The organism is Rhizobium sp. NLR10b (assembly GCF_019685435.1).
Lineage (GTDB): Bacteria > Pseudomonadota > Alphaproteobacteria > Rhizobiales > Rhizobiaceae > Rhizobium.
Genome location: NZ_JABDWV010000007.1, coordinates 227651 through 253361 on the forward strand (window position 1 = coordinate 227651; position 25711 = coordinate 253361).

A 25711-nucleotide genomic window follows, 5' to 3' on the forward strand; every position below is an offset into this window, starting at 1 on the left:
TTCCGATCCGAGCCCCCTTGGCAAAGGCATCGATCTGTGGCTAAAAATAATGCAGTTCCATGGTGTGCCTGAAAGATAATCATTTGATTTGCAAGAATCTCGCAGCGCCTTTCCGAATCGGACCCGTTTCCGTGCGGAACCGCGTTGTGCTGGCGCCGATGTCCGGCGTCACGGATATGCCCTTCCGTGAGCTTGCCTGGCGCTTCGGTGCCGGCCTCGTCGTCACCGAGATGGTGGCGAGCCGCGAGCTGGTCAACGACACCGCCGAATCCTGGTCGCGGCTGAAGGCTGCCGGCTTCCGGCCGCATATGGTGCAGCTCGCCGGGCGCGAGGCGCATTGGATGGCGGAAGCGGCGAAAATCGCTGCCGATCATGGCGCCGATATCATCGACATCAATATGGGTTGTCCGGCAAAGAAGGTGATCGGCGGCTATTCCGGCTCGGCGCTGATGCGCGATCCCGATCACGCCCTCAGCCTGATCGAGGCGACGGTCAAGGCCGTCGACATTCCGGTGACGCTGAAGATGCGCCTCGGCTGGGACGAGAATTCCATCAACGCGCCCGACATTGCGCGCCGCGCCGAGGCGGCCGGCATCCAGCTCGTGACCATTCATGGCCGCACCCGCATGCAGTTTTACGAAGGCCGCGCCGATTGGGAAGCGATCGGCGCTGTCCGCCAGGTCATCTCCATTCCGCTGATCGCCAATGGCGACGTCGAGACCGCCGACGACGCGCAGGAAATCCTGCGCCGGTCCGGCGCCGATGCCGTCATGATCGGCAGGGGCTGCCAGGGCAGGCCGTGGCATGCCGGCGTGCTCGCCGGAGTGGCGGAGCCGCGACGCCAAGAGATTGCCGATATCGCCGTCGAACATTACCGGATGATGCTCGACTTCTACGGCGAGGCGGTGGCGATCCGCCATGCCCGCAAGCATCTCGGCTGGTATCTCGAGCGTTTTGCTCCCGCGCTTGCCGGTGGCGAGAAGGCAGACATCATGACCTCGCGTGACCCGCGTGAGGTAGCCGGGCGCCTTTATGACGCGCTGGCTGCAGGTGCGCTCGATAGCCGGGAGGCGGCATGAACAAGGATATGACCTCTCCGCCCGACTACGCCGGCGGAACCGTTGCCATGGCCGTGCTGAACGCCATCCAGAACCCGGTCGTCATGGTCGACGAATCCGGTTTCGTCGCCTTCGCCAATTGGGAGGCGGAGGCCTTTTTCGGTGCCAGCGCCTCGCATCTGGCGCGATACCGGATCTCGACCTTCATTCCCTTCGGCAGTCCCCTGCTCGCCCTGATCGACCAGGTGCGTGAGCGCAAGGCGCCGGTGAACGAATACCGCGTCGATCTGAGTTCGCCGCGCCTCGGCCAGGACAAGCTCGTCGATCTCTATGTCGCCCCGGTGCTGAGCGAGCCCGGCGCCGTCGTCATCGTCTTTCAGGAACGCTCGATGGCCGACAAGATCGACCGGCAGCTGACGCACCGCGCCGCCGCCCGCTCGGTTACCGGGCTTGCCTCGATGCTGGCCCATGAGATCAAGAACCCGCTCTCCGGCATCCGAGGCGCCGCCCAGCTGCTCGAACAATCCGTCATCGACGACGACCGGGCACTGACCCGGCTGATCTGCGACGAGACCGATCGCATCGTCTCGCTGGTCGACCGCATGGAGGTCTTTTCCGACGAACGCCCGGTCGACCGCATGCCGGTCAACATCCATTCCGTGCTCGATCACGTGAAGGCGGTCGCCAAGGCGGGGTTTGCCCGCAATATCCGCATCACCGAGAGTTACGACCCGTCGCTGCCGGCGGTCTATGCCAATCGCGACCAGCTCGTTCAGGTCTTCCTCAACCTGGTGAAGAACGCCGCCGAAGCGGTCGGCGATCGGCCGGATGGCGAGATCATGCTGACGACGGCCTATCGTCCCGGCATCCGTCTTTCGGTCGCCGGCACCCGCGAAAAGATCTCGCTGCCGCTGGAATTCTGCGTCCACGACAATGGCCCCGGCGTTCCTGCCGACCTGCTGCCGCATCTCTTCGATCCCTTCATCACCACCAAGACGAATGGCAGCGGCCTCGGCCTGGCGCTGGTCGCCAAGATCATCGGCGATCACGGCGGCATCATCGAATGCGACAGCCAGAACAGCCGCACGACTTTCCGCGTTCTCATGCCGGCGTCGAAGGACGCCTCGCTCGAGGATGCTTCTTCCGCAAGCTCGACAGGACCTTCTCGATGACAGCCACGATCCTCGTTGCAGATGATGATGCCGCCATCCGCACCGTGCTCAACCAGGCGTTGAGCCGCGCCGGTTATGACGTTCGCATCACCTCCAACGCCGCAACGTTGTGGCGCTGGATCTCGGCGGGTGAGGGCGATCTTGTCGTCACAGACGTGGTGATGCCGGACGAGAACGCCTTCGACCTGTTGCCGCGCATCAAGAAGGCCCGTCCGGATCTGCCTGTCCTCGTCATGAGCGCCCAGAACACCTTCATGACCGCCATCAAGGCCTCCGAGAAAGGCGCTTACGACTATCTGCCGAAGCCCTTCGACCTGACAGAACTCATCGGCATCATCGGCCGGGCGCTCGCCGAGCCGAAGCGCAAGCCCGCCAAGCTCGAAGAGGATATGCAGGACGGCATGCCGCTGGTCGGCCGCTCGGCGGCGATGCAGGAAATCTACCGTGTGCTCGCCCGGCTGATGCAGACCGACCTGACGCTGATGATCACCGGCGAATCCGGCACCGGCAAGGAGCTCGTCGCCCGCGCATTGCACGATTACGGCAAGCGCCGCAACGGCCCCTTCGTGGCGATCAACATGGCGGCGATCCCGCGCGACCTGATCGAATCGGAACTCTTCGGCCACGAGAAGGGCGCCTTCACCGGCGCGCAGACGCGCTCGACCGGCCGCTTCGAACAGGCCGAAGGCGGCACGCTGTTTCTCGACGAAATCGGCGACATGCCGATGGACGCCCAGACCAGGCTTCTGCGCGTGCTGCAGCAGGGCGAATACACCACCGTCGGCGGCCGTACGCCGATCCGCACCGATGTGCGCATCGTCGCCGCCACCAACAAGGATCTGAAGCAGGCGATTAATCAGGGCCTGTTCCGCGAGGATCTCTACTATCGCCTCAATGTCGTGCCGCTGCGCCTGCCGCCGTTGCGCGACCGCGCCGAGGACATTCCCGATCTCGTGCGCCATTTCATTCAGCAGGCCGAGAAGGAAGGGCTCGGCTCCAAACGCTTCGATCAGGAAGCGCTGGAGCTGATGAAGGCCTATGCCTGGCCGGGCAATGTGCGTGAGCTGGAAAATCTCATCCGCCGGCTGATGGCGCTTTATCCGCAGGATGTCATCACCCGCGAGATCATCGATGCCGAGCTGCGCTCCGACGTGCCCGACAGCCCGATCGACAAGGGGCCGATCCGCAGTGGCTCGATGACGATCGCCCAGGCGGTCGAGGAGAACATGCGCACCTATTTTGCGAGCTTCGGCGACAACCTGCCGCCGCCAGGCCTCTATGATCGCGTGCTGACCGAATTGGAATATCCGCTGATACTTGCTGCGCTCACGGCAACGCGCGGCAATCAGATCAAGGCGGCCGACCTGCTCGGCCTCAACCGCAACACCTTGCGCAAGAAGATCAGGGAACTCGGCGTCTCTGTTTACAGAAGCTCCCGCACCGCCTGAAAAAAAGGCGGTGGGCTCCTCGTTTGCCCACCGCCACTCCTCCCCAGTATCCGCCGCCACGGTCGGGAACAAAACCTAATCTATCCAAGCTCGGTCGCGGTTTGTATCTGCGCCGGCAAACAAAATCGCAGTGTCATTCAATGGTCACATAGTATTTGTGAGCTATTATTTGCCGTGTACCAAATGTCATTGAAGTTGCTGCGGTCATCGGCGCCGGGCCTGTGGATAAGCTGTGGATAACTGGTGGATGGCATGGCTCGATCAGCGGGCGAGAGCATTCCCAAATCCGCTCGCATGTTGCCTATCTGTTCCGCATCTCGTCATCTGCCGCTGCTGCTGTCGACTTCCGCCGCAATTGTCGTCGCCCGCATGCCATGGGCGCTCCGGCTGATGCCGTGGAGCGCCCTTTTCTTTACGGTCGGGCTGACCAGAGCCGCGGCATCGTGTTTCAGGCGGCCAATTTAGCGGGCTGCGCCTCGTATATCCGCGCGGACGCCATAGATTAGACCGATCGGTCGCCGATCGATCGTGCGATGCCGACCTCGGTTAACGGTCGGCGCATTTTCTAACCTGCGGGAGCTGCGTGATGGAATATCGTCGTTTGGGAAAATCGGGCCTGAAGGTGAGCGAGTTCTCCTTCGGCTCATGGGTCACTTTCGGCAAGCAGGTGAATGGCGGCGACGCTGTCGACCTCATGCGGCTTGCCTATGATAACGGGGTGAACTTCTTCGACAATGCCGAAGGCTATGAAAGCGGCAAGTCGGAGATCGTCATGGGCGAAGCGCTCAAGTCACTGGGCTGGAGCCGAGACAGCTTCATCGTCTCGAGCAAGGTCTTCTGGGGAGGTGAGAGGCCGACGCAGCGCGGCCTGTCGCGCAAGCATGTGACCGATGCCTGCCATGCGGCGCTGAAGCGGCTTCAGGTCGATTACCTCGATCTCTATTTCTGCCACCGCCCTGATATCGACACGCCGGTCGAGGAAACGGTCCGGGCCATGCACGATCTCGTCGCCCAGGGCAAGGTGCTCTACTGGGGAACGTCCGAATGGTCTGCCCAACAACTGACCGAAGCCTATGCCGTTGCCCGCGACCTGCGCATCACGCCGCCCACCATGGAGCAACCGCAGTACAACATCTTCGAGCGCCAGAAGGTCGAGGCCGATTATCTCCCGCTCTACGAACTGCTCGGCCTTGGCACCACGATCTGGTCGCCGCTCGCCTCCGGCGTCCTCACCGGCAAATACAATAACGGCGTGCCCGCCGACAGCCGCATGAATCTGCCCGGCTACGAATGGCTGAAGGAGAAATGGTCGAGCGATGCCGGCCGCGCTCAGCTCCGACAAGTCGGCGAACTCGCAAAACTCGCGGACGAGATCGGTTTATCGATTACCCATCTCGCGCTTTTGTGGTGCCTCGCCAATCGCAACGTCTCGACCGTCATTCTCGGCGCCTCGCGCGCCAGCCAGCTGCAGGATAATCTCGCGGCCCTTTCGCACAGGCACAAGCTGACCGCTGATGTGTTGGAGCGCATTGATGCGATTGCCGGAAACAAACCGGAAGAACCGCGTCGCTTTTAAACAGTCGCCAAAACTGTGAGGCTGCGGGTGCTTCGCCTTGACAACATGACGAGGCGCGTTGCATTTTCGCCACAATGCGTTGCTTAAAGGTCACGCAAGGGTTTTGGACATTTCGCTCCCGATCGAGTCGTTCCGACGCTGGCTCTACTGAGCCGGCGTTGTTTGGTTTCGATCAGATGGCGGGACGGCGGATGCCGTCTGAAGAGAGGCCGAATGACGCAGGATGGGGTAGCGCCGGCGGCGGCGGCCGAGGCGGTGACGACGGTGACCGATCGCCGCGCGCTTTTCGCCGTGCCCGGCCTCGTGCTCGCAGGCGGCGCGCTGCTCTGCGCCACGATCACACTCTTCATACTGCTTGGCCTGACGCCGATCGCGCCGACCTCGCATGTCGTCATCACCTCGGTGATCGTCAATTCCTTCTTCGTCCTGACACTGCTGGCGCTGATCGCCCGGGAGGTGGCAAGGCTGCTCAAGGCGCGCACCCGGGGCAGGGCGGCTGCGCGCCTGCACATTCGTATCGTCGTGCTCTTCTCGATCGTCGCGATCACGCCGGCGATCCTCGTCGCCATCTTCGCCAGCATTACGCTGAATGCCGGCCTCGATCGCTGGTTTGCGCTGCGCACCCAGTCGATCGTCAGCTCGTCGCGCAATATCGGCCAGGCCTATATGATGGAGAACGCCAGCTACCTGCAGGGGCAGACGGTGTCCATGGCCAACGACCTGGAGCGCAACCGCGCCCTTTACAGCCTCGACAGGACGGGCTTTGCCGAACTGATGACGCGCCAGGCAAGGGGCCGCGGCCTGCTCGGCGCCTTCCTTGTCGAAAGCGACGGTTCGGTGGTCGTACAGGCCGATATCGCCACGGAAAAACCGTTGCCGGCCATTCCGCAGGATGCGCTGGAAAAGGCAGCGGCCGGCCAGCCGACGCTGATCCCGCCCGGAGTCACCAACCTCGTCGGCGCCATCATCAAGCTCGATGCCATCCAGGGCACGTTTCTCTATACGGTGCGGGCCGTCGATCCCAAGGTCATGGGCGCCATGCGCATGATGGAGGAAAACGCCACCGAATACCGCTCGATGGAGGCCAACCGCTTCTCACTGCAGATCGCCTTCGCCGTGCTCTACATCGGCTTCGCGCTGATCGTGCTGCTTGCGGCGATCTGGACGGCAATTGCGGTCGCCGACCGCATCGTGCGGCCGATCCGGCTGCTGATCACCGCGGCTGACAGCGTTGCATCGGGCAATATGGATATTGTCGTGCCGGTGCATGCCGTCGATGGCGACGTCGCCAATCTGTCGCGCACCTTCAACAAGATGATCTCGGAAATCCGCACCCAGCGCGACGAGATCCTCGAAGCCAAGGACGAGGTCGACGATCGTCGTCGCTTCATCGAAGCGGTGCTGTCGGGCGTGACCGCCGCCGTCATCGGCGTCGAACAGGATCGCCGCATCGCCATCGTCAACAGTTCGGCCGAGACGCTGATGTCGCTGTCGGCCGACGAGATGCTCGGCAAGCAGCTCGCCGACATTGCGCCCGAGGTCGATCAGGTGCTGACCGAGGCGGCGGTGCGTCATCGCGGCGATTTCCGCAAGCAGATCGCGCTCGTGCGCGGCGGCACGGTGAGAACACTGAGCGTGCAGGTCACCCGCGAGGAAGTGCGCGACATGAGCGAATCCTACGTGATCACGCTCGACGATATCACCGATCTCGTCATCGCCCAGCGCTCGACTGCCTGGGGTGACGTGGCAAGGCGCATTGCCCATGAGATCAAGAATCCGCTGACGCCGATCCAGCTGTCCGCCGAGCGCATCCAGCGCCGCTACGGTAAGCAGATCAACCAGGACGACCGCACCGTCTTCGATCAGTGCACGGATACGATCATTCGCCAGGTCGGTGATATCGGCCGCATGGTCGACGAATTTTCCGCTTTCGCCCGCATGCCCAAGCCGACTAAGGAGCCGAGCGACCTGCGCGATATCCTGCGCGACGCGATCTTCCTCCGCGAGATGGGCAATCATCACGTCACCTTCCTCTCGGAGTTCGGCGATAAGCCGCTAGAGGGCCTGTTCGACAGTCGCATGCTCGGCCAGGCGTTCGGCAATCTTATCAAGAATGCCGTGGAATCGCTGGAAGCCGTTCCGAGTGACGAACGGGACGAGCGCAAGGTTCTCGTGCGCGCCGCGCTCGATGTGGCCCGCGACCGTTTCACCGTCGACGTGATCGACAATGGTCGCGGTCTGCCGGTGGAAAACCGCCACAGCATTCTGGAACCCTATATGACGATGCGCGAGAAGGGCACCGGCCTCGGCCTCGCCATCGTCAAGAAGATCATCGAGGAACATGGCGGGCAGCTCGAGCTGCACGATGCGCCCGCCGATTTTGACCGGGGAAGAGGGGCCATGATCCGCGTGCATCTGCCGCGCCTGGAGCCAGCGCCCGCCGCTCCCGCAGCCAATGACAAGGAAAGCGCTTATGGCCTCTGATATTCTCGTCGTCGATGACGAGCACGATATTCGCGAGATCGTTTCCGGCATTCTCTCCGACGAAGGTCATGAGACACGCACGGCCCATGACAGCGACAGCGCACTGGCGGCGATTTCCGATCGCGTGCCGCGGCTGATCTTCCTCGATATCTGGATGCAGGGCAGCAAGCTCGACGGCCTGTCGCTGCTGGATGAGATCAAGACCCGTCACCCCGATCTCCCCGTCGTGATGATCTCCGGCCACGGCAACATCGAAACCGCGGTCTCGGCGATCAAGCGCGGCGCGTTCGATTTCATCGAAAAGCCCTTCAAGGCCGACCGGCTGATTTTGATCGCCGAGCGCGCGCTGGAAAATTCCAAGCTCAAGCGCGAGGTTTCCGAGCTGAAACGGCGCACCGGCGACGCCTTGGAACTGATCGGCACTTCGGTCGCCGTCTCGCAGCTGCGCCAGACGATCGAGAAGGTGGCGCCGACCAACAGCCGCATCATGATTCTCGGCGCGTCCGGCTCCGGCAAGGAGCTGGTAGCGCGGATGATCCACAAGAAGTCGGCCCGTGCCAACGGCCCCTTCGTGGCGCTCAACGCCGCCAATATCACGCCCGATCGCATGGAAGTGGCGCTCTTCGGCACCGAGGGAACGCCGGGCCAGGCGCGCAAGATCGGCGCACTCGAGGAGGCCCATCGCGGCATCCTCTATCTCGACGAGGTCGGCGAGATGCCGCGCGAGACGCAGAACAAGATCCTGCGTGTGCTGGTCGATCAGCAGTTCGAGCGGGTCGGCGGATCCAAGCGCGTCAAGGTCGATGTCCGCATCATTTCCTCGACGGCCTATAATCTCGAAAGCCGCATTGCCGAAGGCTGGTTCCGCGAGGATCTCTATCATCGCCTGGCCGTCGTGCCGGTGCGCGTGCCGCAGCTTGCCGAGCGCCGCGAGGATATTCCCTTCCTCGTCGACCAGCTGATGCGCCAGATATCGGAACAGGCCGGCATCCGTCCGCGCCGCATCGGTGATGACGCCATGGCGGTGCTGCAGGCGCATGACTGGCCGGGCAATATCCGCCAGCTGCGCAACAACATCGAGCGGCTGATGATCCTTGCCCGCACCGACGGCCCGGATACGCCGATCACCGCGGACATGTTGCCGACCGATCTCGGCGACATGCTGCCCAAGGTTTCGGCCAAGAACGATTATCACATCATGACGCTGCCGCTGCGCGAAGCCCGCGAGATGTTCGAGAAGGATTATCTGATCGCCCAGATCAATCGCTTCGGCGGCAATATCTCGCGCACCGCCGAGTTCGTCGGCATGGAGCGCTCGGCGCTGCACCGCAAGCTGAAGTCGCTCGGCGTCTGATCATACCGGCGCGGCAACGCCGCGCCCGGTCTCTCTCACATCTCGAAGACCAGGTTTCCCATGCCGAGAATCGCCTATGTGAACGGCCGCTACGTCAAGCATTCCGATGCCAGCGTGCATATCGAGGACCGCGGCTATCAGTTCGCCGACGGGGTCTACGAAGTGTGCGAGGTGCGTCACGGCTATATCGTCGATCTCACCCGCCATCTGAACCGTCTCGACCGTTCGCTCGGGGAGCTCAGCATCGCCTGGCCGATGAGTCGGGCCGCGCTGACGCAGGTTATTCGCGAGACGCTGCGCCGCAATCATGTGCGCAACGGGCTTTTCTACCTGCAGGTGACGCGCGGCGTCGCTCGCCGCGACCATGTCTTCCCAGCCGAGGGTACGCCGCCCTCGCTTGTGATCACCGCCAAGAGCACCGACCCGAAGATCATCGCGGCCAAGAACGCCAACGGCATCAAGGCGATCACCGTCACCGACAACCGTTGGGACCGCGTCGACATCAAATCCGTCGGCCTGCTGCCCAATGCCATGGCCCGCCAGCAGGCCAAGGAAGCCGGTGCCCAGGAGGCGATCTATGTCGATGGCGACGGCATGGTGAAGGAAGGGGCGGCGACCAATGTCTGGATGGTCGATTCGGGTGGAACGCTGGTGACGCGGCCGGCCGAACACGGCATCCTGCGCGGCATCACCCGCACCACATTGATCGACGTGGCCGCCAGGCTGGGCTTGAAAATCGCCGAGCGGAATTTCTCCGTTTCCGAAATGCTCGCAGCCCGCGAGGTCTTCCTGACGGCAGCGACAAGTATCTGTTTTCCGGTCGTTTCCGTCGATGGCCTGCCGATCGCCAACGGCCATCCCGGCAGCATCTCGCAGAAAGTCCGCGAAGCCTTTTTCGACGTTGCGGAAAAGATTGCGATTTGATACCAAGATTTGCTGGACCGGTGGAATGAGGGTGCTGCCGGTCTCGCATGGAGAGGTTGATTGATATTCTACCGGCCAACTCGGGTCGGCAATAAAGAAAGAAGCGGCGCGATGGCGGAACGTTCTCAGAATCTGCAGGACTTATTTCTCAATACTGTTCGCAAGCAAAAGATTTCCCTGACAATCTTTTTGATCAACGGCGTGAAACTCACGGGTGTTGTTACCTCTTTCGACAATTTCTGTGTTCTTCTTCGCCGTGACGGCCACTCGCAGCTGGTGTATAAGCATGCGATCTCGACGATCATGCCGGGTCAGCCGATGCAGATGTTCGAGAGTGAAGAAGCCGCGTCCTAACAGGATCAGCCGTCATTTCGACACGCGATACCAAGAACGATTCGATCATCCCTGAGGCCGCCAAGCACAGGGACGACATGCGCGCGACTGTCGTCGTGCCGGTTCTGAAATCGCGCAGCCGCGGCGGCCAGACGGAATCGGCCTCGACCCGCACGCCGGAAAGCCGGCTCGAAGAAGCGACGGGCCTTGCCCAGGCGATCGACCTCGATGTCGTCAACGGTTCGATCGTGCCGGTCAATGATCCGAGACCGGCGACCCTGCTCGGCACCGGCAAGATCGAGGAGATCAAGGCGCTGCTCGACGAGCGCGATTCCGGTCTCGTCATCGTCGATCATCCGCTGACCCCGGTGCAGCAGCGCAATCTCGAAAAAGAATGGAACGCCAAGGTCATCGACCGGACCGGCCTAATTCTTGAAATTTTCGGCCGCCGTGCCTCCACCAAGGAAGGCACGCTGCAGGTCGATCTCGCCCATCTGAACTATCAGAAGGGCCGACTGGTGCGCAGCTGGACCCACCTTGAACGCCAGCGCGGCGGCGGCGGCTTCATGGGCGGCCCCGGCGAAACCCAGATCGAAGCCGACCGGCGGCTCTTGCAGGACCGCATCATCAAGCTCGAACGCGAGCTGGAACAGGTCGTGCGCACCCGCCAGCTCCATCGCGCCAAGCGCCGCAAGGTGCCGCATCCGATCGTCGCGCTCGTCGGCTACACCAATGCCGGCAAATCGACCCTGTTCAACCGCATCACCGGTGCCGGCGTGCTGGCCGAAGACATGCTCTTTGCTACGCTCGACCCCACGCTTCGTCGCATGAAGCTGCCGCATGGCCGCACCGTCATCCTGTCCGACACCGTCGGCTTCATCTCCGACCTGCCGACCCACCTCGTCGCCGCCTTCCGTGCCACCTTGGAAGAGGTGTTGGAAGCCGATCTCATCCTGCATGTCCGCGACATGTCCGATCCAGACAACCAGGCGCAGAGCTCCGATGTGATGCGCATCCTCGGCGACCTCGGCATTGATGAGGCCGAAGCGGAGAAGCGGCTGATCGAGGTCTGGAACAAGATCGACCGGCTGGAGCCTGAGGTCCACGATGCCATGGTGCAGAGGGCGGCGGGCGCCAGCAACGTTGTCGCCGTCTCGGCCGTCAGCGGCGAGGGCGTCGATACCCTGATGGAGGAGATCAGCCGCAGGCTTTCCGGCGTGATGACCGAAACGACGATCCGCCTTTCCGTCGACAAGCTGGCGCTGCTGCCCTGGCTCTACGACCACGCGATCGTCGACGGCCGCGAGGACAATGAGGACGGCTCGATCACGCTCGATCTGCGCTTGTCGGAAACCGAGGCGGCCGAACTCGAGCGCCGCATCGGCAATGGGCCGAAGGCTTCGAAGGAAGATTGGGAGCGGTAAGGCAGCTTTTTCCTTCTCGCCAGGGGGCCGAAGGACGGGTCGAGACCCGCGGCTCGATCCCGGTCGGTGGCCCGAAGGGTCGGATGAGGGGGACACACGGCAGAACATCCATGTTGCCCTTCGGTTGCGCTCGGTGCCTCGCTCCTATTGTCGCTCGCTCCCTCATCTGCCTGCCGGCATCTTCTCCCCGCTGGGGAGAAGAGTCTCGTGGCAATGCGTTAGCTCCTCAGGCCGGCTAGTTTGGCGAGAAGCCAACCTCAGTCTCCGTCATCCTCGGCCTTGAGCCGAGGATCCATGCCACTGGCGCTGGTGGATGCGGAGTGGATGCTCGGCTCAAGGCCGAGCATGACGGAGGGTGGGGCTGCCGTCACAGCCCTCTCGATCGCCTTCGCCGCCTGCCAGATTTCCTCCATTCGCTCCAGCGTCGCGCCTTCCAGCGTCTCGCCTTCCGCTTCAAGAGCATGCTCTATATGGCTGAATCGGCGTCTGAATTTCGTGTTCGTTCCCCGTAGTGCCTGTTCCGGATCAGCCTTCACATGTCGGCCGATATTGACGACCGCGAAGATCAGATCGCCGAGTTCGTCGCTGACCTTGGCGCGGTCGCCTTCGCGAAGTGCCACTCTGAGTTCGCCGATCTCCTCCTCGATCTTGTCGAGGATCGGCTCGGGCGCTGACCAGTCGAAGCCGACCTTGGCGGCGCGTTCCTGCAGCTTCAGCGCCTCGGTCAGCGCTGGAAAACTGCGCTGCACAGAGCCCAGGAAGCCGCCTTTGAAATCCTCGGTGATCCCGCGCCTGGCCCGGCGCTCGGCGCGCTCGCGCTTTTCAGCCTGCTTGATCTCGTCCCATTGGATCTTCACCGCGTCGGGTGTGTCCGCTTCCGAGCGGGCGAAGACATGCGGGTGGCGACGGATCATCTTGGTGGTGATGGCGTTGACCACGTCGCCGAAGGAGAATTCGCCGGCCTCCTCGGCCATGCGGGCGTGAAAGACGACCTGTAGAAGCAGGTCACCGAGTTCATCACAGAGATCGTCCATATCGCCGCGCTCGATCGCGTCGGAGACTTCATAGGCTTCTTCGATCGTGTAGGGCTTGATCGTCTGGAAATTCTGCTCGATGTCCCAGGGGCAGCCGGTTTCGGGATGACGCAGCGCCGCCATGATCTCGATCAGCCGTGAAATGTCTTTGGAAGGTTCCATGGTGCCTCAATTAAGCGGAATGTCGTTGGCGCTCTTCGACGACTGGTAGGTGGAAGACAGCGCGTCGTAGCGCGCCTTGATGCGGGCGGTCTGCGCCTTCAGCGCCGTTTTCCGAGAAACTTCCTCGGTCTCGACCAGATCGGCGATGGCAAAACTGTTCCAGAAGGCGTTCTGCCTGCGATAGCCGCCGGGTTCAAGCCCGAAGACCTCCTTCAGGATCTTCAGATCATGCGGAATGGCGAAGGCGTCGCGGGAATCCTCGTGGCTGAAGAAATAGTAGAAATTGTCGAAGCCGGCCCAGGTGATCGCCGACATGCACATGGTGCAGGGTTCGTGCGTCGACAGGAAGATCAGGTCCTTGGTCGCCGGCTTGTCGCCAAGCTCGTAGAAGCGCTTCAGCGTATGCACCTCGCCATGCCAAAGCGGATTGTCGAGCTCGTTATTGGTCTCGGCGACGACCAGCGACAGATCGGATTTGCGCAGGATCGCTGCGCCGAACACCTTGTTGCCCAAGGAGACGCCGCGTTCCGTCAGCGGCAGGATATCATCCTCGATAACCGAAAGAAGGCGGGCGGCAATGGTCTTGTCGGGCATTGATGGTCTCCGGTTTTGCCACAGTCTATCGCCTTGGCGGCACGAGCGAAATGCGGCAAACGCCGGTGGACGTCGTTTGCCACAGGCTTTACACTGCACCGCAACAAAGAGGGTGGGAACAGGTGGTTGTCGTCAGCACGGTTGACTTTTCTCAAATCGCCGATGAGGCGAGCAAAAGAATACGCGCTTGCCTGGGCTTTCGGATTTCTGTTCCTTCAATCCCTTGTCGATCACGGGCATATTCTGGCAACTTCGAAGTGGATTGATAATGTCTTCCAGGACTGAGCAGCTTTCGGTATTTCCAGCCTTCTTTCGCGTGGAAGGCCAGAAGACGGCTGTCTTCGGCAATGGTGACGAGGCTTTCGCCAAGGTGCGGCTGCTGTTGAACACGCGGGCGCGGATTATCGCCTATGCCGACCAGCCGGAAGCCGATTATCATGCCTTTCTGATCGCCAACCGCATCGAGACGGTGCGCGCCGGCTTTTCCGCCGGCCAGGTCGAGGGTGCGGCCCTTGTCTTTGCCGCCACCGGGAATGAGGCCGAAGACCGCCGCATCGCCGACACCGCCCGCGCCGCGAATATCCCCGCCAATGCCGTCGATCAGCCCGATTACTGCGATTTCTTCACGCCGGCGCTCGTCAACCGCGCCCCCGTCGCCGTTGCGATCGGCACCGAAGGCGCGGGACCGGTTCTGGCGCAGATGATCCGCGCCCAGATCGACCAGCTTCTTTCCCCCTCGCTGGGGCGCCTGGCCGCACTGGCGACGAACTACCGCAGATCAGTTGAACAGCTGGTCCCCCGCGGCGTTTCCCGCCGGGTGTTCTGGCGCCGGTTCTTCTCCGGCCCCGTTGCCGACGCAATCGCCAATGGCAATCTGCCGCAGGCTCGCCACGCCGCCGACCGGTTGCTGCATTCCATGGATCGGGTCGCCGGCCATGTCTGGCTTGTCGGCGCCGGTCCGGGGGCTGAAGATCTGCTGACGCTGCGCGCTCAGCGCGTGATGATGGAAGCCGATGTCATCGTCTACGATGCGCTCGTGCCGCAGGCGATCGTCGATATGGGCCGCCGCGATGCCGAGCGGCTTTCCGTCGGCAAACGCAAGGGCTGCCATTCGAAGTCCCAGGAAGAGATCAACGAACTGCTCGTCGAGCTCGGCCGCCAGGGCAAGCGCGTTGTCCGCCTGAAATCCGGCGATCCGCTGGTCTATGGCCGGGCAGGGGAAGAGATGGCCGCGTTGCGCGCCGCCGGCGTCACCTATGAGGTTGTGCCCGGCATCACCTCGGCCTTCGCTGCCGCTGCCGATTTCGAGCTGCCGCTGACGCTGCGCGGCGTTGCCTCCTCGCTCGTCTTCACGACCGGCCACGATCTCACCGGCGACGTGCTGCCCGATTGGGCAAGCCTTGCCGTCTCCGGCGCGACGATCGCCGTTTACATGGGCCGCACGGTCGCCGCCTCGGTCGCCGAGCGGCTGATGCGGGCCGGCATTCCCTCCGAGACCACGGTCGCCGTCATCGAGAATGCCAGCCGCACCGAGCGCCGTCTGCTGCATGGCACGCTCGCCGATCTGCCCGATCTGCAGCATCGCGACGAGTTGACCGGGCCGGTCATGGTCATTATCGGCGATGCTGTCGCCGGCGCCAATTTCGAACTGTCCGAGCCGCTGGTGCGCGAGAACGCCCGGCTCGAGGAACTTGCAAGGAGCTGAATATGGGTGACAAGGTTCTGACAGCCAACCGGCTGACGGACGGCATTGCCGTCTGGCTGGATGCGAACGGCAAATGGTCGACCTCGCTGCAGGAGGCGCTTGTCGCCCGTCACAACGAAGCCGTCGAAGCATTGGAAGCCATTGGCAAAAAGTCCTATGCCGAGAACGAGGTCGTTGACGTCGCCGTCGTCGATGTTCAGGAAACCAACGGCATTCTCTGGCCGTTGCGCCTTCGCGAGCGCATCCGCGCGCAAGGGCCGACCATGGAATATGCGCCGGGCTACGCTCCTGCCGATCCCGAATTCATTGCAGTCTGAGGAAGACGATGTACCGTTACGACGAATTTGATCATGCCTTTGTCAGCGAGCGCGTCGAGCAGTTCCGCGACCAGGTTCAGCGCCGCCTTTCGGGCGAGCTTGCCGAGGATGCGTTCAAGCCGCTGCGCCTGATGAACGGCGTCTACCTGCAGCTTCATGCCTATATGCTGCGCATCGCCATTCCCTACGGCACGCTGAGCGCGCGCCAGCTGCGCATGCTCGCCCATATCGCCCGCACCTATGACCGCGGATATGGCCACTTCACCACGCGCCAGAACCTGCAGTTCAACTGGCCGAAGCTGTCTGACATTCCCGATGCGCTGGCCGATCTGGCGAGCGTCGAGATGCACGCGCTGCAGACCTCGGGCAACTGCATCAGAAACGTCACCGCGGACCACTTCGCTGGTGCCGCCACCGATGAGATCGCCGATCCCAGGCCCTATGCGGAAATCCTGCGCCAGTGGTCGTCGGTCCATCCGGAATTCTCCTTCCTGCCGCGCAAGTTCAAGATCGCCGTGACCGGCGCCGAGCGCGACCGCGCCGCGATCCAGGTCCACGATATCGGCCTGCACCTGAAGAGGAACGACAAGGGCGAGATCGGCTTTGCCGTCTATGTCGGCGGCGGCCAGGGCCGCACGCCGATGATCGCCAAGCTGATCCGTGACTTCCTGCCTGAGGAGGATCTGCTCTCCTACACCACGGCGATCGTGCGCGTGTACAATCTGCACGGCCGCCGCGACAACAAGTACAAGGCCCGCATCAAGATCCTGGTGCACGAAACCGGTGCCGAGGAACTGACGCGGCAGGTGGAGGCCGAATTCGCCGCGCTCAGGGATAGCGAACTGAAGCTGCCGGAACAGGATGTCGAGGCGATCGCTGCCTATTTCGCGCTGCCTGATCTGCCTGAGCGCGCCGAAGGCTGGGAGAACCTCGCCCGCTGGAAGAAGGCCGATCCGGCTTTCGCCCGCTGGGTCCAGCAGAATGTGCAGCCGCACAAGAACCCCGATTACGGCATGGTGACGATCTCGCTGAAGCCGATCGGCGGCATTCCGGGCGACGCCACCGATGCGCAGATGGAGGCCCTCGCCGATCTCGCCGAAGAATATGCTTTCGACGAAATCCGCGTCAGCCATGAGCAGAACCTCATTCTGCCGCATGTGGCGCTGGCCGATCTCGAAGCTGTCTATCGCGGCCTCGTCGCCATCAATCTGGCCGAAGCCAATGCCGGCCTGATCACCGATATCATCGCCTGTCCGGGGCTCGACTATTGTGCGCTTGCCAATGCGCGCTCCATTCCGGTCGCACAGGAAATCTCCCGCCGCTTCGGTAGTCCCGAGCGCCAGGCCGAGATCGGCGAGCTGAAGATCAAGATCTCCGGCTGCATCAATGCCTGCGGCCATCACCATGTCGGCCATATCGGTCTGCTCGGCGTGGAGAAGAAGGGCGCCGAACTCTACCAGATCACGCTTGGCGGTTCGGGCGACGAACATACCTCGATCGGCGAAATCATCGGCCGCGGCTTCGAGCCGGACCGGGTGACGGATGCGATCGAGACGATCGTCGACACCTATCTCGGCCTGCGGCTTGATCCGTCCGAAACCTTCCTCGCCGCCTATCGCCGCGTCGGGCCGCAGCCGTTCAAGGATGCGCTCTACGGCTCGGCCGCCGAAGCGGCTTAAGGAGGGGATGATGACGAAGATCTGGAGAGAAACCGGTTTTGTCGACAACGATCCCTGGGTTGTTGAAACCGACGAGGTGAAGGCAACAGGCGCGCAGAAGCCGCTGCTCGGCCTCGACGAACTGATCGCCAGGGCCGGTGAAAGCAATGATGTCGGCCTCGGCGTGCTGATCAAGCCGGCCGATGACGTGCGCCGCCTCGAGCCATATCTCGATCGCCTTGCAATCGTGGCGGTCGCCTTTCCCGCCTTCAACGACGGCCGCGCCTTCAGCCATGCCTCGCTGCTGCGCCAGCGGCTCGGTTACACCAGCGAGCTGCGCGCCGTCGGCGACGTGCTGATCGATCAGGTGCCGCTGATGCTGCGTGTCGGCATCGACAGCTTTGCCGTGACCAACGCGACGGCGCTGAAGCGGCTCGCCGAAAACCGTCTTCCCGGCATTCCCCATCATTATCAGCCGGCGGTGCGTGACGCCGAAGCCGGCAAGGGCTATAGTTGGCGCCGTCAGGCGAAGCCGGCCGCATAAGCGGCCGGTCCGCCTCTTTACGATGGCGGAAATATAGCATGAAGACATTCGAAATCGCGGTGATCGGTGGCGGCCTCGCCGGCATGATCGCCGCCATTGCGCTTGGCCGCGGCGGCCGCAGTGTGGCGCTGGTGGCTCCCGTTGCTGCAAAGGAGGACCGGCGCACCACGGCGCTGATGGATCAGTCGATCCGCTTCCTCGACCGCCTGACGCTCTGGGAAAAGCTGCGCTCGGCGGCAGCACCTCTCACCAGCATGCGAATCATCGACAGCACCGACCGGCTGCTGCGGGCGCCGACCACGACTTTCCGCGCCGCCGAGGTCGGCCTTGATGCCTTCGGCTACAATTTCCCCAACACAGCGCTGACCGAGATCCTCGAAGCGGCCACGGTAGGCGAGGGCAATATCACCCGCTTCACCGAAATGGCCGAATCGATCGACATCTCCGCCGAGAGGGTGTCGATCACGCTTGCCGGCGGCGAGACGCTGACGGCCGATTTTGCCGTTGGCGCCGACGGCCGCGGCTCGAAGCTGCGCGAGGCGGCAGGTATCGGCGTGCGCAACTGGTCCTATCCGCAATCGGCCATGGTGCTGAATTTCGCCCATTCGCTGCCGCACCAGAATATATCGAGCGAATTCCACACCAAGCATGGTCCCTTCACCCAGGTGCCGCTGCCGGGAAGCCGCTCCAGCCTCGTCTGGGTGCAGGATCCCGCCGAGGCGACCGCCCGCATGGAACTGCCGCTGGCCGAACTGGGCTCTCTCGTCGAGGCGCAGATGCAGTCCATGCTCGGCAAGGTGAGCATTGAGGAAGGTGTGCAGGTCTGGCCGCTGTCTGGCATGATGGCCCATCGTTTCGGCAAGGGGCGCATCGCGCTGATCGGCGAGGCCGCCCATGTCTTCCCGCCGATCGGGGCGCAGGGGCTGAACCTCAGCCTGCGCGATATCATGGCGCTCACCGACATTCTCTGCGACAGGGCGGAACTGCCGCTGCCGGCCGATGCCGGCGAAAGCTTCGACCGCCGTCGCCGCGCCGACATCATGACGCGCACGGCGAGCGTCGATCTGCTCAACCGCTCGCTGCTTTCCGATTTCCTCCCCGTTCAGATGCTGCGCGCTGCCGGCTTGCATCTTCTCTCGGCCATTCCGCCGCTGCGCAACCTCGTGATGCGCGAGGGCATCGAGCCGGGCCGGGGCTTCCGCGATATTCCGGACTCGCTAAGGGAAAAGCTGAAGCGGAAGAAGGCCTGAGCGGATCGCGATCAGCCAGAGCGAAACGCTGGCCACCGAAAGCACCGTCGTGATCAGGATCGTCGCCGAGGCCCGTTCCTGCCAGACGCCATATTGCTGGCCGATGACAAAGACATTGGTCGCCGTCGGCAGCGAGGCCAGCAGCACGGCCGCCTGGATCCAGACCGGCTCGAAACCGCCCACAGCGGTCAGCGCGATGAAAACCGCGATCGGATGCAGGATCAGCTTCGCCGGCACGATGTAGCCGATCTCAGCCGGAATCCGCTTCAGCGGCCTCAGCGCCAGCGTCACCCCCATCGCGAAGAGGGCGCAGGGCGCGGCCGCCTGGGCGAGGTAGTCGACGAGGCGCTGGAATGCCAGCGGCTGATCGATGTGGAAGGCGGCGACGGCAAAGCCCGCCGCCGTCGACAGGATGAAGGGATGCAGCGCCACCTTGCGGGCAATATCGGCGGCAAGCCGACCGGCCGAGCGCTTGTCGTCGCCGGCTGCCGCCATCAGCGCCGGCGCCACGATGAAATGCAGCGCGTTCTCGAAGCAGATGATCAGCGCCACCGGCACGGCAGCCCCTTCGCCGAGCGCCAGCAGCGCCAGCCCAGGCCCCATATAGCCGATATTGCCATAGGCGCCGGCAAAGGACTGGATGGTGCATTCATCAAGCGGATTGCCGCGCACCAAACGGCCGATGACAAAGAGCAGGATGAAGACCGCATAGGTCGCGGCGATATCTGTGACGATGAAATCGAGCCGCGTCAGCTCTTCGATCGGCGTGCGCGAGACGAGCTTTAAGAACAAAGCGGGCAGGGCGGCGTAGATGATGAAGGTGTTCAGCCAGCCGAGCGCTACGGCCGGCTGCTTCGTCGCCTTGGCGGCGGCATAACCGATCAGGATCAGGCCGAAGAACGGCAGCAGCAGGCTGATGATGTCGGCCAAGGGAAAGTCCGGTTTTCGCGGGAAGGTCGGCGGGGAAGAATCTCTTCTAGCCGATTTGCATCAGGATCGGAAAGGTCTGCTGGAACCAGATCGCCACATCGCTGACCCAGCCGAACAGGAAGGCGAGGCCGGTGAGGACAAGGAAGACGCCCATCACTTTTTCCACCGTGCCGAGATGGCGGCGGAAGCGCGACAGGAAGCGCATGAAGGCGCCGGAAAAGCCGGCGGCGATCCAGAAGGGGATAGCAAGACCGAGCGAATAGATCGCAAGCAGCCCGGCGCCGGATCCGACCGTCTCGCGCGAGGCGGCGACCCCGAGGATCGCGCCGAGCACCGGGCCGATGCAGGGCGTCCAGCCGAAGGCGAAGGCAAGGCCCATGACATAGGCCCCGGTCAGCGTCGCCGGCTTGCCGCCGCCCTGGAAGCGCGCTTCGCGGGCAAGCAGCCCGATTCGGAAGAGGCCGAGGAAATTCAGCCCCATGACGATGATGACCAGCCCGCCGATCTTGGAGAGCAGATCGAGGTGCTGGCGAAGCGCCATGCCGATGCTCGACGCACCGGCGCCGAGCGCCACGAAGACGGTGGCAAAGCCGAGCGTGAAGAGCAGCGCCGAAAACAGCACGCCGCGCCTGATCGTCGGCGAAACCGCCACCGCCCCGCCGCCGCGGAACTGCTCGACCGAAATGCCGGCCATATAGCAGAGATAGGGTGGGACGAGGGGAAGCACGCAGGGCGAAAGAAAGGATAGCGCCCCTGCCAATAACGCGCTCCACAGGGAAATATCGGCAATCGACACGCATTCTCTCCGGCTGCAATCTGCGCCCTGTTCCTAGCGTCGCAGGCCCGGGATTGCCAATCACCTTTTTGCGTGGGCGACAAATCTGCCTTTGCGCGCCAGAGAAATGTGCCTTACCTTCGCAAAAAGCCGAATTTTTCGGTTGACCGCAATGGGTCACCTGCCTATGTTCCGCCCACTTCCAGCCGGGGTGCTTCACACCCGCGGAGAGGGAGAGCGTAGCTCAGCCGGTAGAGCAACTGACTTTTAATCAGTAGGTCTCGGGTTCGAACCCCGACGCTCTCACCAAAAAACTCCAAGAAAAACAAATGCCTAAAGTTTCGAATGCGGGACGATCGCTCCGGTGAATCGGATTGGGGGAAAATTGGCTTCCGGTTTTCCCCGAAGTTGTGGCATCCTTCCCCCATGCCCGCGCCGTAGACGCATGACGGGAAGCTGCGGCATGCGTCGTATAAGGGGCTGCGCGAAAAAGAAGACGACGCTGTGGTTTATGGTCTATAGGAGCGAAGAGAAATTCATTCGATCACCTCAACTAGGTCGGCTATTCGCCTATCGGTTACGACGATAGGACTGCCAATGGCATGGCGAAAACGGAAGACAGCCCGTCGCTCTGACTCACTCTCGAAAGATTTGGGCTTACAAAAAACAGAAGGAAGCTCCGCCAATCTCAACAACTCGTCGGAGTGCCTCTCAAAAAGAGTAACCAAGTTTTGTGGATCTATTTTGCCACTGTCGCCGATAAGCTCACAGATTTCGGACGCGAGGGCGGTCTCATGAGAGTAGACTTTGACATCCGAGTACTGAACATCCTTAAGTTCGTAATCGACCACATCCAGGTGGGCAGCGATGACTTGTAAAAGTGCGTTAGCATCCGGAAAACGAACAAGCCTCTCTCCAAATTCCCCTTCATTTCGGTTCGATTCTCGGTCGACGCTGTGAAGCACATCACGCCGCAGTTCGAAGGTGCTGCGCCCTCGAAGTATGCCGCTGTCCGTCCGTCGTGGAGATAAAAGGCTCCAAAGCCCTCTTGTTCATCTCGTGCAAACGCATTCTCTGTCTTTCGATAATCAGACACCGGCGATATCTGCGCTCGCCCCGCCAACCAGTGCGAGAGCGCGCCGTCGGACATGAACTTGTAGACCGCGCCAGCAGTGTATCACTGCGGCACGTCCATGATCTTCGAGCGACTGATCCAACCCTTGTACCGCCGATCGTGCTCTTCTTCTGATACTTCCGGCAGCCCATCGTTTTCCTCCTCAATTGATAAGAGGTACTCCTTCAATGTCGCGCCTAGGGAAACAAGTTCCTCATCCGTCAGTCCCTCATTGAACGTGGCCATGCCGCGGATCGTTATCTGTCCTCCATCCTTGATAAGCCGGGATCCGATCCGAGGGATAAATTCATATTCGGTCATTCAACCACTCTACTGCTGGAAGCTTCGCCAATGTTTTTGGGCAGGCAGTCTATGAGATTCGGCTCCATCAACAACGAGAATCAGACGACGTGAAAGAACGTACTGGAAACAGACATTCAGAATGAAAAAAGGACCGCATTCAGAATGTAAACTCTTGCGCTCATTCGCATCTTGTTCAGCGAATCCTCAATTCCGTCGAGCGCTGCACTTCGTAGGAAATCGCGCGGCTTAGGCACTCCCATCAACATCGCCATCTTCGTCCAATTCGCGCACCGGCAGATAGGTGTTCTTCTCCATCCACTCACGGACGATATACCTGATAGCGTCGTCGCGCGTCAGCACCAACTCGCGAAAGACATTCCGTAGGGCCTCTTCGGTATATTCGTCGCGAGCGATCGAGATGGCGTTGCGCACGGGCATGGGGCCGGCGCTGCACAATCTGCGAATCGAGCACAGAGCTCGTTGACATCAACCTCCTGAAAACTACAATCTTTGATTGACGAGGTATGGAGGCTCACCGTGAAAAATCAGGTGCTCAAGGACTACCTTATCTTTCTCGTGCCCGCGTTTGTCATCCCCCTAGGCTTGTACCTCACTGATGAGACCACTTCGCCGACCACACTGTTCAAGCTTGGCTTGCTGTTTCCGCTCTTTTTGCTTGCGATGAAGGGACTGGCTGGTTTCTTTCCGCCCGAGAACCTGCGGGACCGATCCGTTGCCCGAATAGCTGAATACGCTATCCTCCAAGGCTTGGTTTTTGCAGCATTTATATCGATGTTCGGCGACTTTATGCAAGCCGAGCTGCAGTCCAGCTTTCTTTCGACGTTGCGGCAGTTTGCATTCGCTGCCGTGCCGGTGTCTGTTTTCCACTTTGTATCGGCGCTGAACGCACAAAAGAAGCTGCGTGCCTCTTAAGTGCTTCCAGAGACAGCGAGGCCGGTAGGCCACCGGTCGAATACAACGGCTGGCGCAAGGACTTGGTTTGGCTTCAGCTTCAGCAAGGCGGCCGTGGCGCGAATTCCGACCAACCGAAACCTGCAACGCGAACCGGACCGGCTTCAACGCTACGGCGCCTCTACCTCCGGCGATACGGAGGAGGTGGAAAGTGAGGGTGCATTCGAGCTTCGCGGCGCCGATGTCCAGCTCGCGGCGATAGCGCTTCCTCAGCGTTGTCGGATCGATCTCTAGCGCGCGGCAGATTTCGCGTTGCGGAATGCCCTCGGCGGCAAGCACTTGGACAAGACGGCGCTGCCTGTCCGTAGGGTGGTGCGGAGGGCGACCGGGGTGATTTTCGGGCGCTTCATGCATGGACGGGAAATATGCCCAAGTGAATAGCAACTGCCATCAGCGAGGTGAGCGGCTGAACATCATCCCCGAAGTGACGGTTGCGCCCCGAGATTGAAATCATGCGTCAGTTCCTCTTTGATGGCAGGGCGATCGTTGCTCAGTAGCGGAGATTGCGATGGATGCGACCACCCTCAGCGAACGCCTTTTTGGCCTGTCCTTCCTGATGCTCTGGGTGTTGCCGGCGATCCTGATCTTTAGCGGCGTGCGTCACGGGTTGAATGCAGAACCAAAGGACGATGAACGGTCCCGCGCGCAGGCTCGGTCACATGGACGCATAGTCCGGCATCTCCTCGAAGGCGACAGGCGGAATAGGGCCGTGACCCAGGCTGTCGAGGCCAAGGCCAGGTCCTATTTCGTGCGCCGCACAGGCAAAATCCATCTGGCAGCGCTCGCCTTCTTCATCGCGACGACTTTGTTTCTGGCGCTCTGGAATCGCCACGAGGCAAAGATGCAGCGGGCGTCGCAAATCCAAGTCACATCGCCGTTGCAGCACGATAAATGACCGAGATGGTGGCAGTCGCTATGTCCCTCCCAAGTCTCGTCAGCATGAGCTCCAGATGAGATTGCACGCCCATGTAGCTCATCTCCGCTGATAGCCTTCATCAAACTTTGGCGGCCGCCACAGTCCGAACGCCTAGCTGTGAAATGTTCGCTCTCGTCTGGCGAGGAACGCCCAGGGCCGCGACGCGATCACCGCTGAACGATCACGCGGGTCCCCGGCTGGACCATATCATAAAGCTCCTCGACATCCTCGCGATACATCCGGAAGCATCCGCTTGATGCATTGGTGCCGATGGAGGAGGGATCGTTGGTGCCGTGGATGCGGAGCAGTCCGTCGGCAAGGTAGATCGCCCGGGTTCCAAGCGGATTTGCGGGTCCGGGTTCTACGACTGCCGGGAGTCTTGGGTTCTTCTGGCGCATGCTGGCGGTTGGCCGCCATTCGGGATGCAGTCGTTTCGACACGACCCGCGTTGTCCCGTACCATTGTTTGCCTTCGCGGCCGACGGCGATGGGGTAGGCAAACTGCTCACCCGCTGACGTCGTGTAGATAAGGGTGTGCTCACGCGTGGCAATGACGATGGTTCCTCTTCCAACGCGCGTCGATGGCTGCCGACGTTCTGGAAAGGGTTCCTGATAACCAGGATCCGGCTCGTAATAGGGAGGGGGATAGGGGCTGTAAGGGTCATCATAACCGTAGCCGTCGTATTCATCGTATCCATCATACGGCGCGTAAACTTGGGCTTGGGCCTGCACCGCTATCAGAAACAGGGCTGCAGCAAGGAGAACCAGCAATCTCATTCTTCGTATCCGCTTGGTGTCCGATCATGATTGGGTTGAATTCTATGGCGGCACTATGGCGGCGCGGGTCTCGATTTGCCGGTCGCTCGTTCTCCGCCGAGTTCACGCATCTCGCCCACGAACACCCTCAAAAGGAGGCTGCGACGGGTGATATCTTTGCTGAGAGCATTCGTGAGGCTCAAGGACTGGCTGCGCATCGCTCACCGCTGCGTTAGATGCGCCCACACCTTCTCTTCGGCCATCTGCATCGCAGTCGCCGTCATCCTATGGCTCTGATCAATGCGTCCTGAGCCTAAACCTTGCCCAGATGCTTCGGCCAGAATTCCTGGTGGACTTCGGCGGCTTCCCCTTCGAGGTTCGTCGGGCCGACCACCGTGACGGCACGCGCGCCGGTCTGCAACACCGCCCGGCTGGGCACGTTCAACCCGATCCCGGCAATCTCGCCAAGCCGCGTTTCGGAGCACGCAAACACCATGCGTCCGATGCCCGACCAGTAAATCGCCCCGGAGCACATCGCGCAGGGCTCAGTGCTGGTGTAGACCGTGCAGTCGGCGAGAAAAGCGGGGTCATAGTGCTGCGCCGCCAGTTTGACCAGGTTCATCTCGGCGTGGTTTGTCATATCGTGGCCGGTGAAGACGCTGTTTTCGGCGCGCAAGATGATTTCGCCATCCTTGACCAGGACCGAGCCAAACGGTTCGTCGCCGTTTGCCATCGCGGATTTCGAGAGCGCAATTGCCTCGCGCAGAAACGGCTCGTGATTTTCCATGACACCCCCCACAGCTAGAGCGGAATGATCTTCCCTCGGATTGGAAGAATTTCCAAGGGCTGCAAATCAAATCGAGATTGGTGATCTGCATTGCCTTCCGCGCAGACGCTGACGGGCGGTCC

At 61.8% G+C, this 25711-nt stretch carries 22 protein-coding genes, 1 tRNA gene and 3 pseudogenes; 18 read left to right on the plus strand and 8 right to left on the minus strand.

The window, feature by feature from the left end:
* Positions 1-59: 59 nt before the first annotated feature.
* The 9 genes from dusB (at position 60) to hflX (ending at position 11773) form a co-directional block, all read left to right on the plus strand.
* Complete coding sequence (gene dusB / locus HJB91_RS13865) at positions 60-1079, plus strand: tRNA dihydrouridine synthase DusB (RefSeq protein ID WP_210631491.1); 1020 nt, start codon at positions 60-62, stop codon at positions 1077-1079.
* Positions 1076-2230 carry a nitrogen regulation protein NR(II) gene (locus tag HJB91_RS13870; protein ID WP_210631490.1) on the plus strand — a complete coding sequence of 385 codons (1155 nt, stop codon included), beginning with the start codon at positions 1076-1078 and terminating at the stop codon, positions 2228-2230. The genes dusB and HJB91_RS13870 overlap by 4 nt, the downstream gene beginning before the upstream one ends.
* Positions 2227-3678 (plus strand): nitrogen regulation protein NR(I), encoded by a 1452-nt coding sequence (ntrC, locus tag HJB91_RS13875; RefSeq protein ID WP_210631489.1) that lies wholly within the window; start codon positions 2227-2229, stop codon positions 3676-3678. Before HJB91_RS13870 ends, ntrC begins: the two co-directional genes overlap by 4 nt.
* A 586-nt stretch (positions 3679-4264) precedes the next feature.
* Positions 4265-5254: an aldo/keto reductase gene (locus HJB91_RS13880; protein WP_221146571.1), complete on the plus strand. Its 990-nt coding sequence runs from the start codon at positions 4265-4267 to the stop codon at positions 5252-5254.
* A 213-nt stretch (positions 5255-5467) separates the two neighbouring features.
* Positions 5468-7738, plus strand: a complete 2271-nt coding sequence (locus HJB91_RS13885) for a PAS domain-containing sensor histidine kinase (protein ID WP_221146572.1) — start codon at positions 5468-5470, stop codon at positions 7736-7738.
* Positions 7728-9092, plus strand: a complete 1365-nt coding sequence (locus tag HJB91_RS13890; RefSeq protein ID WP_210631486.1) for a sigma-54 dependent transcriptional regulator — start codon at positions 7728-7730, stop codon at positions 9090-9092. Before HJB91_RS13885 ends, HJB91_RS13890 begins: the two co-directional genes overlap by 11 nt.
* A 60-nt stretch (positions 9093-9152) precedes the next feature.
* Positions 9153-10016: a D-amino-acid transaminase gene (locus tag HJB91_RS13895; protein ID WP_221155003.1), complete on the plus strand. Its 864-nt coding sequence runs from the start codon at positions 9153-9155 to the stop codon at positions 10014-10016.
* A 111-nt stretch (positions 10017-10127) separates the two neighbouring features.
* Positions 10128-10370 (plus strand): RNA chaperone Hfq, encoded by a 243-nt coding sequence (gene hfq / locus HJB91_RS13900; protein ID WP_003539403.1) that lies wholly within the window; start codon positions 10128-10130, stop codon positions 10368-10370.
* Positions 10371-10447: 77 nt separating this feature from the next.
* Positions 10448-11773, plus strand: coding sequence for a GTPase HflX (gene hflX, locus HJB91_RS13905; protein ID WP_221155006.1), 1326 nt, complete (start codon positions 10448-10450; stop codon positions 11771-11773).
* A gap of 362 nt (positions 11774-12135) precedes the next feature.
* On the opposite strand, the pseudogene mazG reads toward hflX, so the two are convergent.
* Together mazG and HJB91_RS13915 are read right to left on the minus strand one after the other, a co-directional pair.
* A pseudogene (mazG, locus tag HJB91_RS13910) lies at positions 12136-12969 on the minus strand (nucleoside triphosphate pyrophosphohydrolase); the annotation flags it as partial.
* A gap of 6 nt (positions 12970-12975) precedes the next feature.
* Positions 12976-13563 (minus strand): deaminase, encoded by a 588-nt coding sequence (locus HJB91_RS13915; protein ID WP_210631483.1) that lies wholly within the window; start codon positions 13561-13563, stop codon positions 12976-12978.
* Positions 13564-13831: 268 nt separating this feature from the next.
* Between HJB91_RS13915 and cysG the strand changes: the two genes are divergently transcribed.
* The 5 genes from cysG to HJB91_RS13940 are packed head-to-tail and all read left to right on the plus strand — an operon-like array spanning position 13832 to position 19037.
* Positions 13832-15268 (plus strand): siroheme synthase CysG, encoded by a 1437-nt coding sequence (cysG, locus tag HJB91_RS13920; RefSeq protein ID WP_221155007.1) that lies wholly within the window; start codon positions 13832-13834, stop codon positions 15266-15268.
* A 2-nt stretch (positions 15269-15270) separates the two neighbouring features.
* Positions 15271-15585, plus strand: coding sequence for a DUF2849 domain-containing protein (locus HJB91_RS13925; RefSeq protein ID WP_221155008.1), 315 nt, complete (start codon positions 15271-15273; stop codon positions 15583-15585).
* A gap of 8 nt (positions 15586-15593) precedes the next feature.
* Entirely contained in the window at positions 15594-17264 is a 1671-nt protein-coding gene (locus tag HJB91_RS13930) for a nitrite/sulfite reductase (RefSeq protein ID WP_221155009.1), read from the plus strand.
* Positions 17265-17274: 10 nt separating this feature from the next.
* Complete coding sequence (locus HJB91_RS13935) at positions 17275-17787, plus strand: DUF934 domain-containing protein (RefSeq protein WP_210631480.1); 513 nt, start codon at positions 17275-17277, stop codon at positions 17785-17787.
* 38 nt (positions 17788-17825) lie between these two features.
* A complete protein-coding gene (locus HJB91_RS13940; RefSeq protein WP_221155010.1) occupies positions 17826-19037 on the plus strand; it encodes a UbiH/UbiF family hydroxylase in 1212 nt (403 codons plus the stop codon).
* Here HJB91_RS13940 and HJB91_RS13945 read toward each other — a convergent pair.
* A complete protein-coding gene (locus HJB91_RS13945; RefSeq protein ID WP_221155011.1) occupies positions 19005-19967 on the minus strand; it encodes an AEC family transporter in 963 nt (320 codons plus the stop codon). The two genes, HJB91_RS13940 and HJB91_RS13945, sit on opposite strands and share 33 nt — an antisense overlap.
* Positions 19968-20013: 46 nt before the next feature.
* Positions 20014-20763 (minus strand): cytochrome c biogenesis CcdA family protein, encoded by a 750-nt coding sequence (locus HJB91_RS13950; protein WP_221155012.1) that lies wholly within the window; start codon positions 20761-20763, stop codon positions 20014-20016.
* A gap of 212 nt (positions 20764-20975) precedes the next feature.
* On the opposite strand from HJB91_RS13950, the gene HJB91_RS13955 reads away from it, so the two are divergent.
* Together HJB91_RS13955 and HJB91_RS30675 are read left to right on the plus strand one after the other, a co-directional pair.
* A tRNA-Lys gene (locus HJB91_RS13955) sits at positions 20976-21051 on the plus strand.
* Positions 21052-21183: 132 nt separating this feature from the next.
* Positions 21184-21264: pseudogene (locus HJB91_RS30675) on the plus strand (ATP-dependent DNA ligase); the annotation flags it as partial.
* Between the two features lie 655 nt (positions 21265-21919).
* On the opposite strand, the gene HJB91_RS13960 reads toward HJB91_RS30675, so the two are convergent.
* Both HJB91_RS13960 and HJB91_RS13965 read right to left on the minus strand, forming a co-directional pair.
* A complete protein-coding gene (locus HJB91_RS13960; RefSeq protein ID WP_221155013.1) occupies positions 21920-22177 on the minus strand; it encodes a hypothetical protein in 258 nt (85 codons plus the stop codon).
* 228 nt (positions 22178-22405) lie between these two features.
* Positions 22406-22591, minus strand: a pseudogene (locus HJB91_RS13965) (CopG family transcriptional regulator); the annotation flags it as partial.
* Between the two features lie 105 nt (positions 22592-22696).
* On the opposite strand from HJB91_RS13965, the gene HJB91_RS13970 reads away from it, so the two are divergent.
* Together HJB91_RS13970 and HJB91_RS13975 are read left to right on the plus strand one after the other, a co-directional pair.
* Positions 22697-23092 carry a hypothetical protein gene (locus tag HJB91_RS13970; protein ID WP_221122854.1) on the plus strand — a complete coding sequence of 132 codons (396 nt, stop codon included), beginning with the start codon at positions 22697-22699 and terminating at the stop codon, positions 23090-23092.
* A gap of 547 nt (positions 23093-23639) precedes the next feature.
* Positions 23640-24026, plus strand: coding sequence for a hypothetical protein (locus tag HJB91_RS13975; RefSeq protein WP_221155017.1), 387 nt, complete (start codon positions 23640-23642; stop codon positions 24024-24026).
* 188 nt (positions 24027-24214) lie between these two features.
* Here the strand turns inward: HJB91_RS13975 and HJB91_RS13980 are convergent, their stop codons facing one another.
* Complete coding sequence (locus HJB91_RS13980; protein WP_221155018.1) at positions 24215-24823, minus strand: L,D-transpeptidase; 609 nt, start codon at positions 24821-24823, stop codon at positions 24215-24217.
* 292 nt (positions 24824-25115) lie between these two features.
* The gene (locus HJB91_RS13985; RefSeq protein WP_221146573.1) at positions 25116-25589 is read right to left on the minus strand and encodes a nucleoside deaminase; all 474 of its coding nucleotides are present in this window, start codon (positions 25587-25589) and stop codon (positions 25116-25118) included.
* Positions 25590-25711 lie beyond the last annotated feature (122 nt).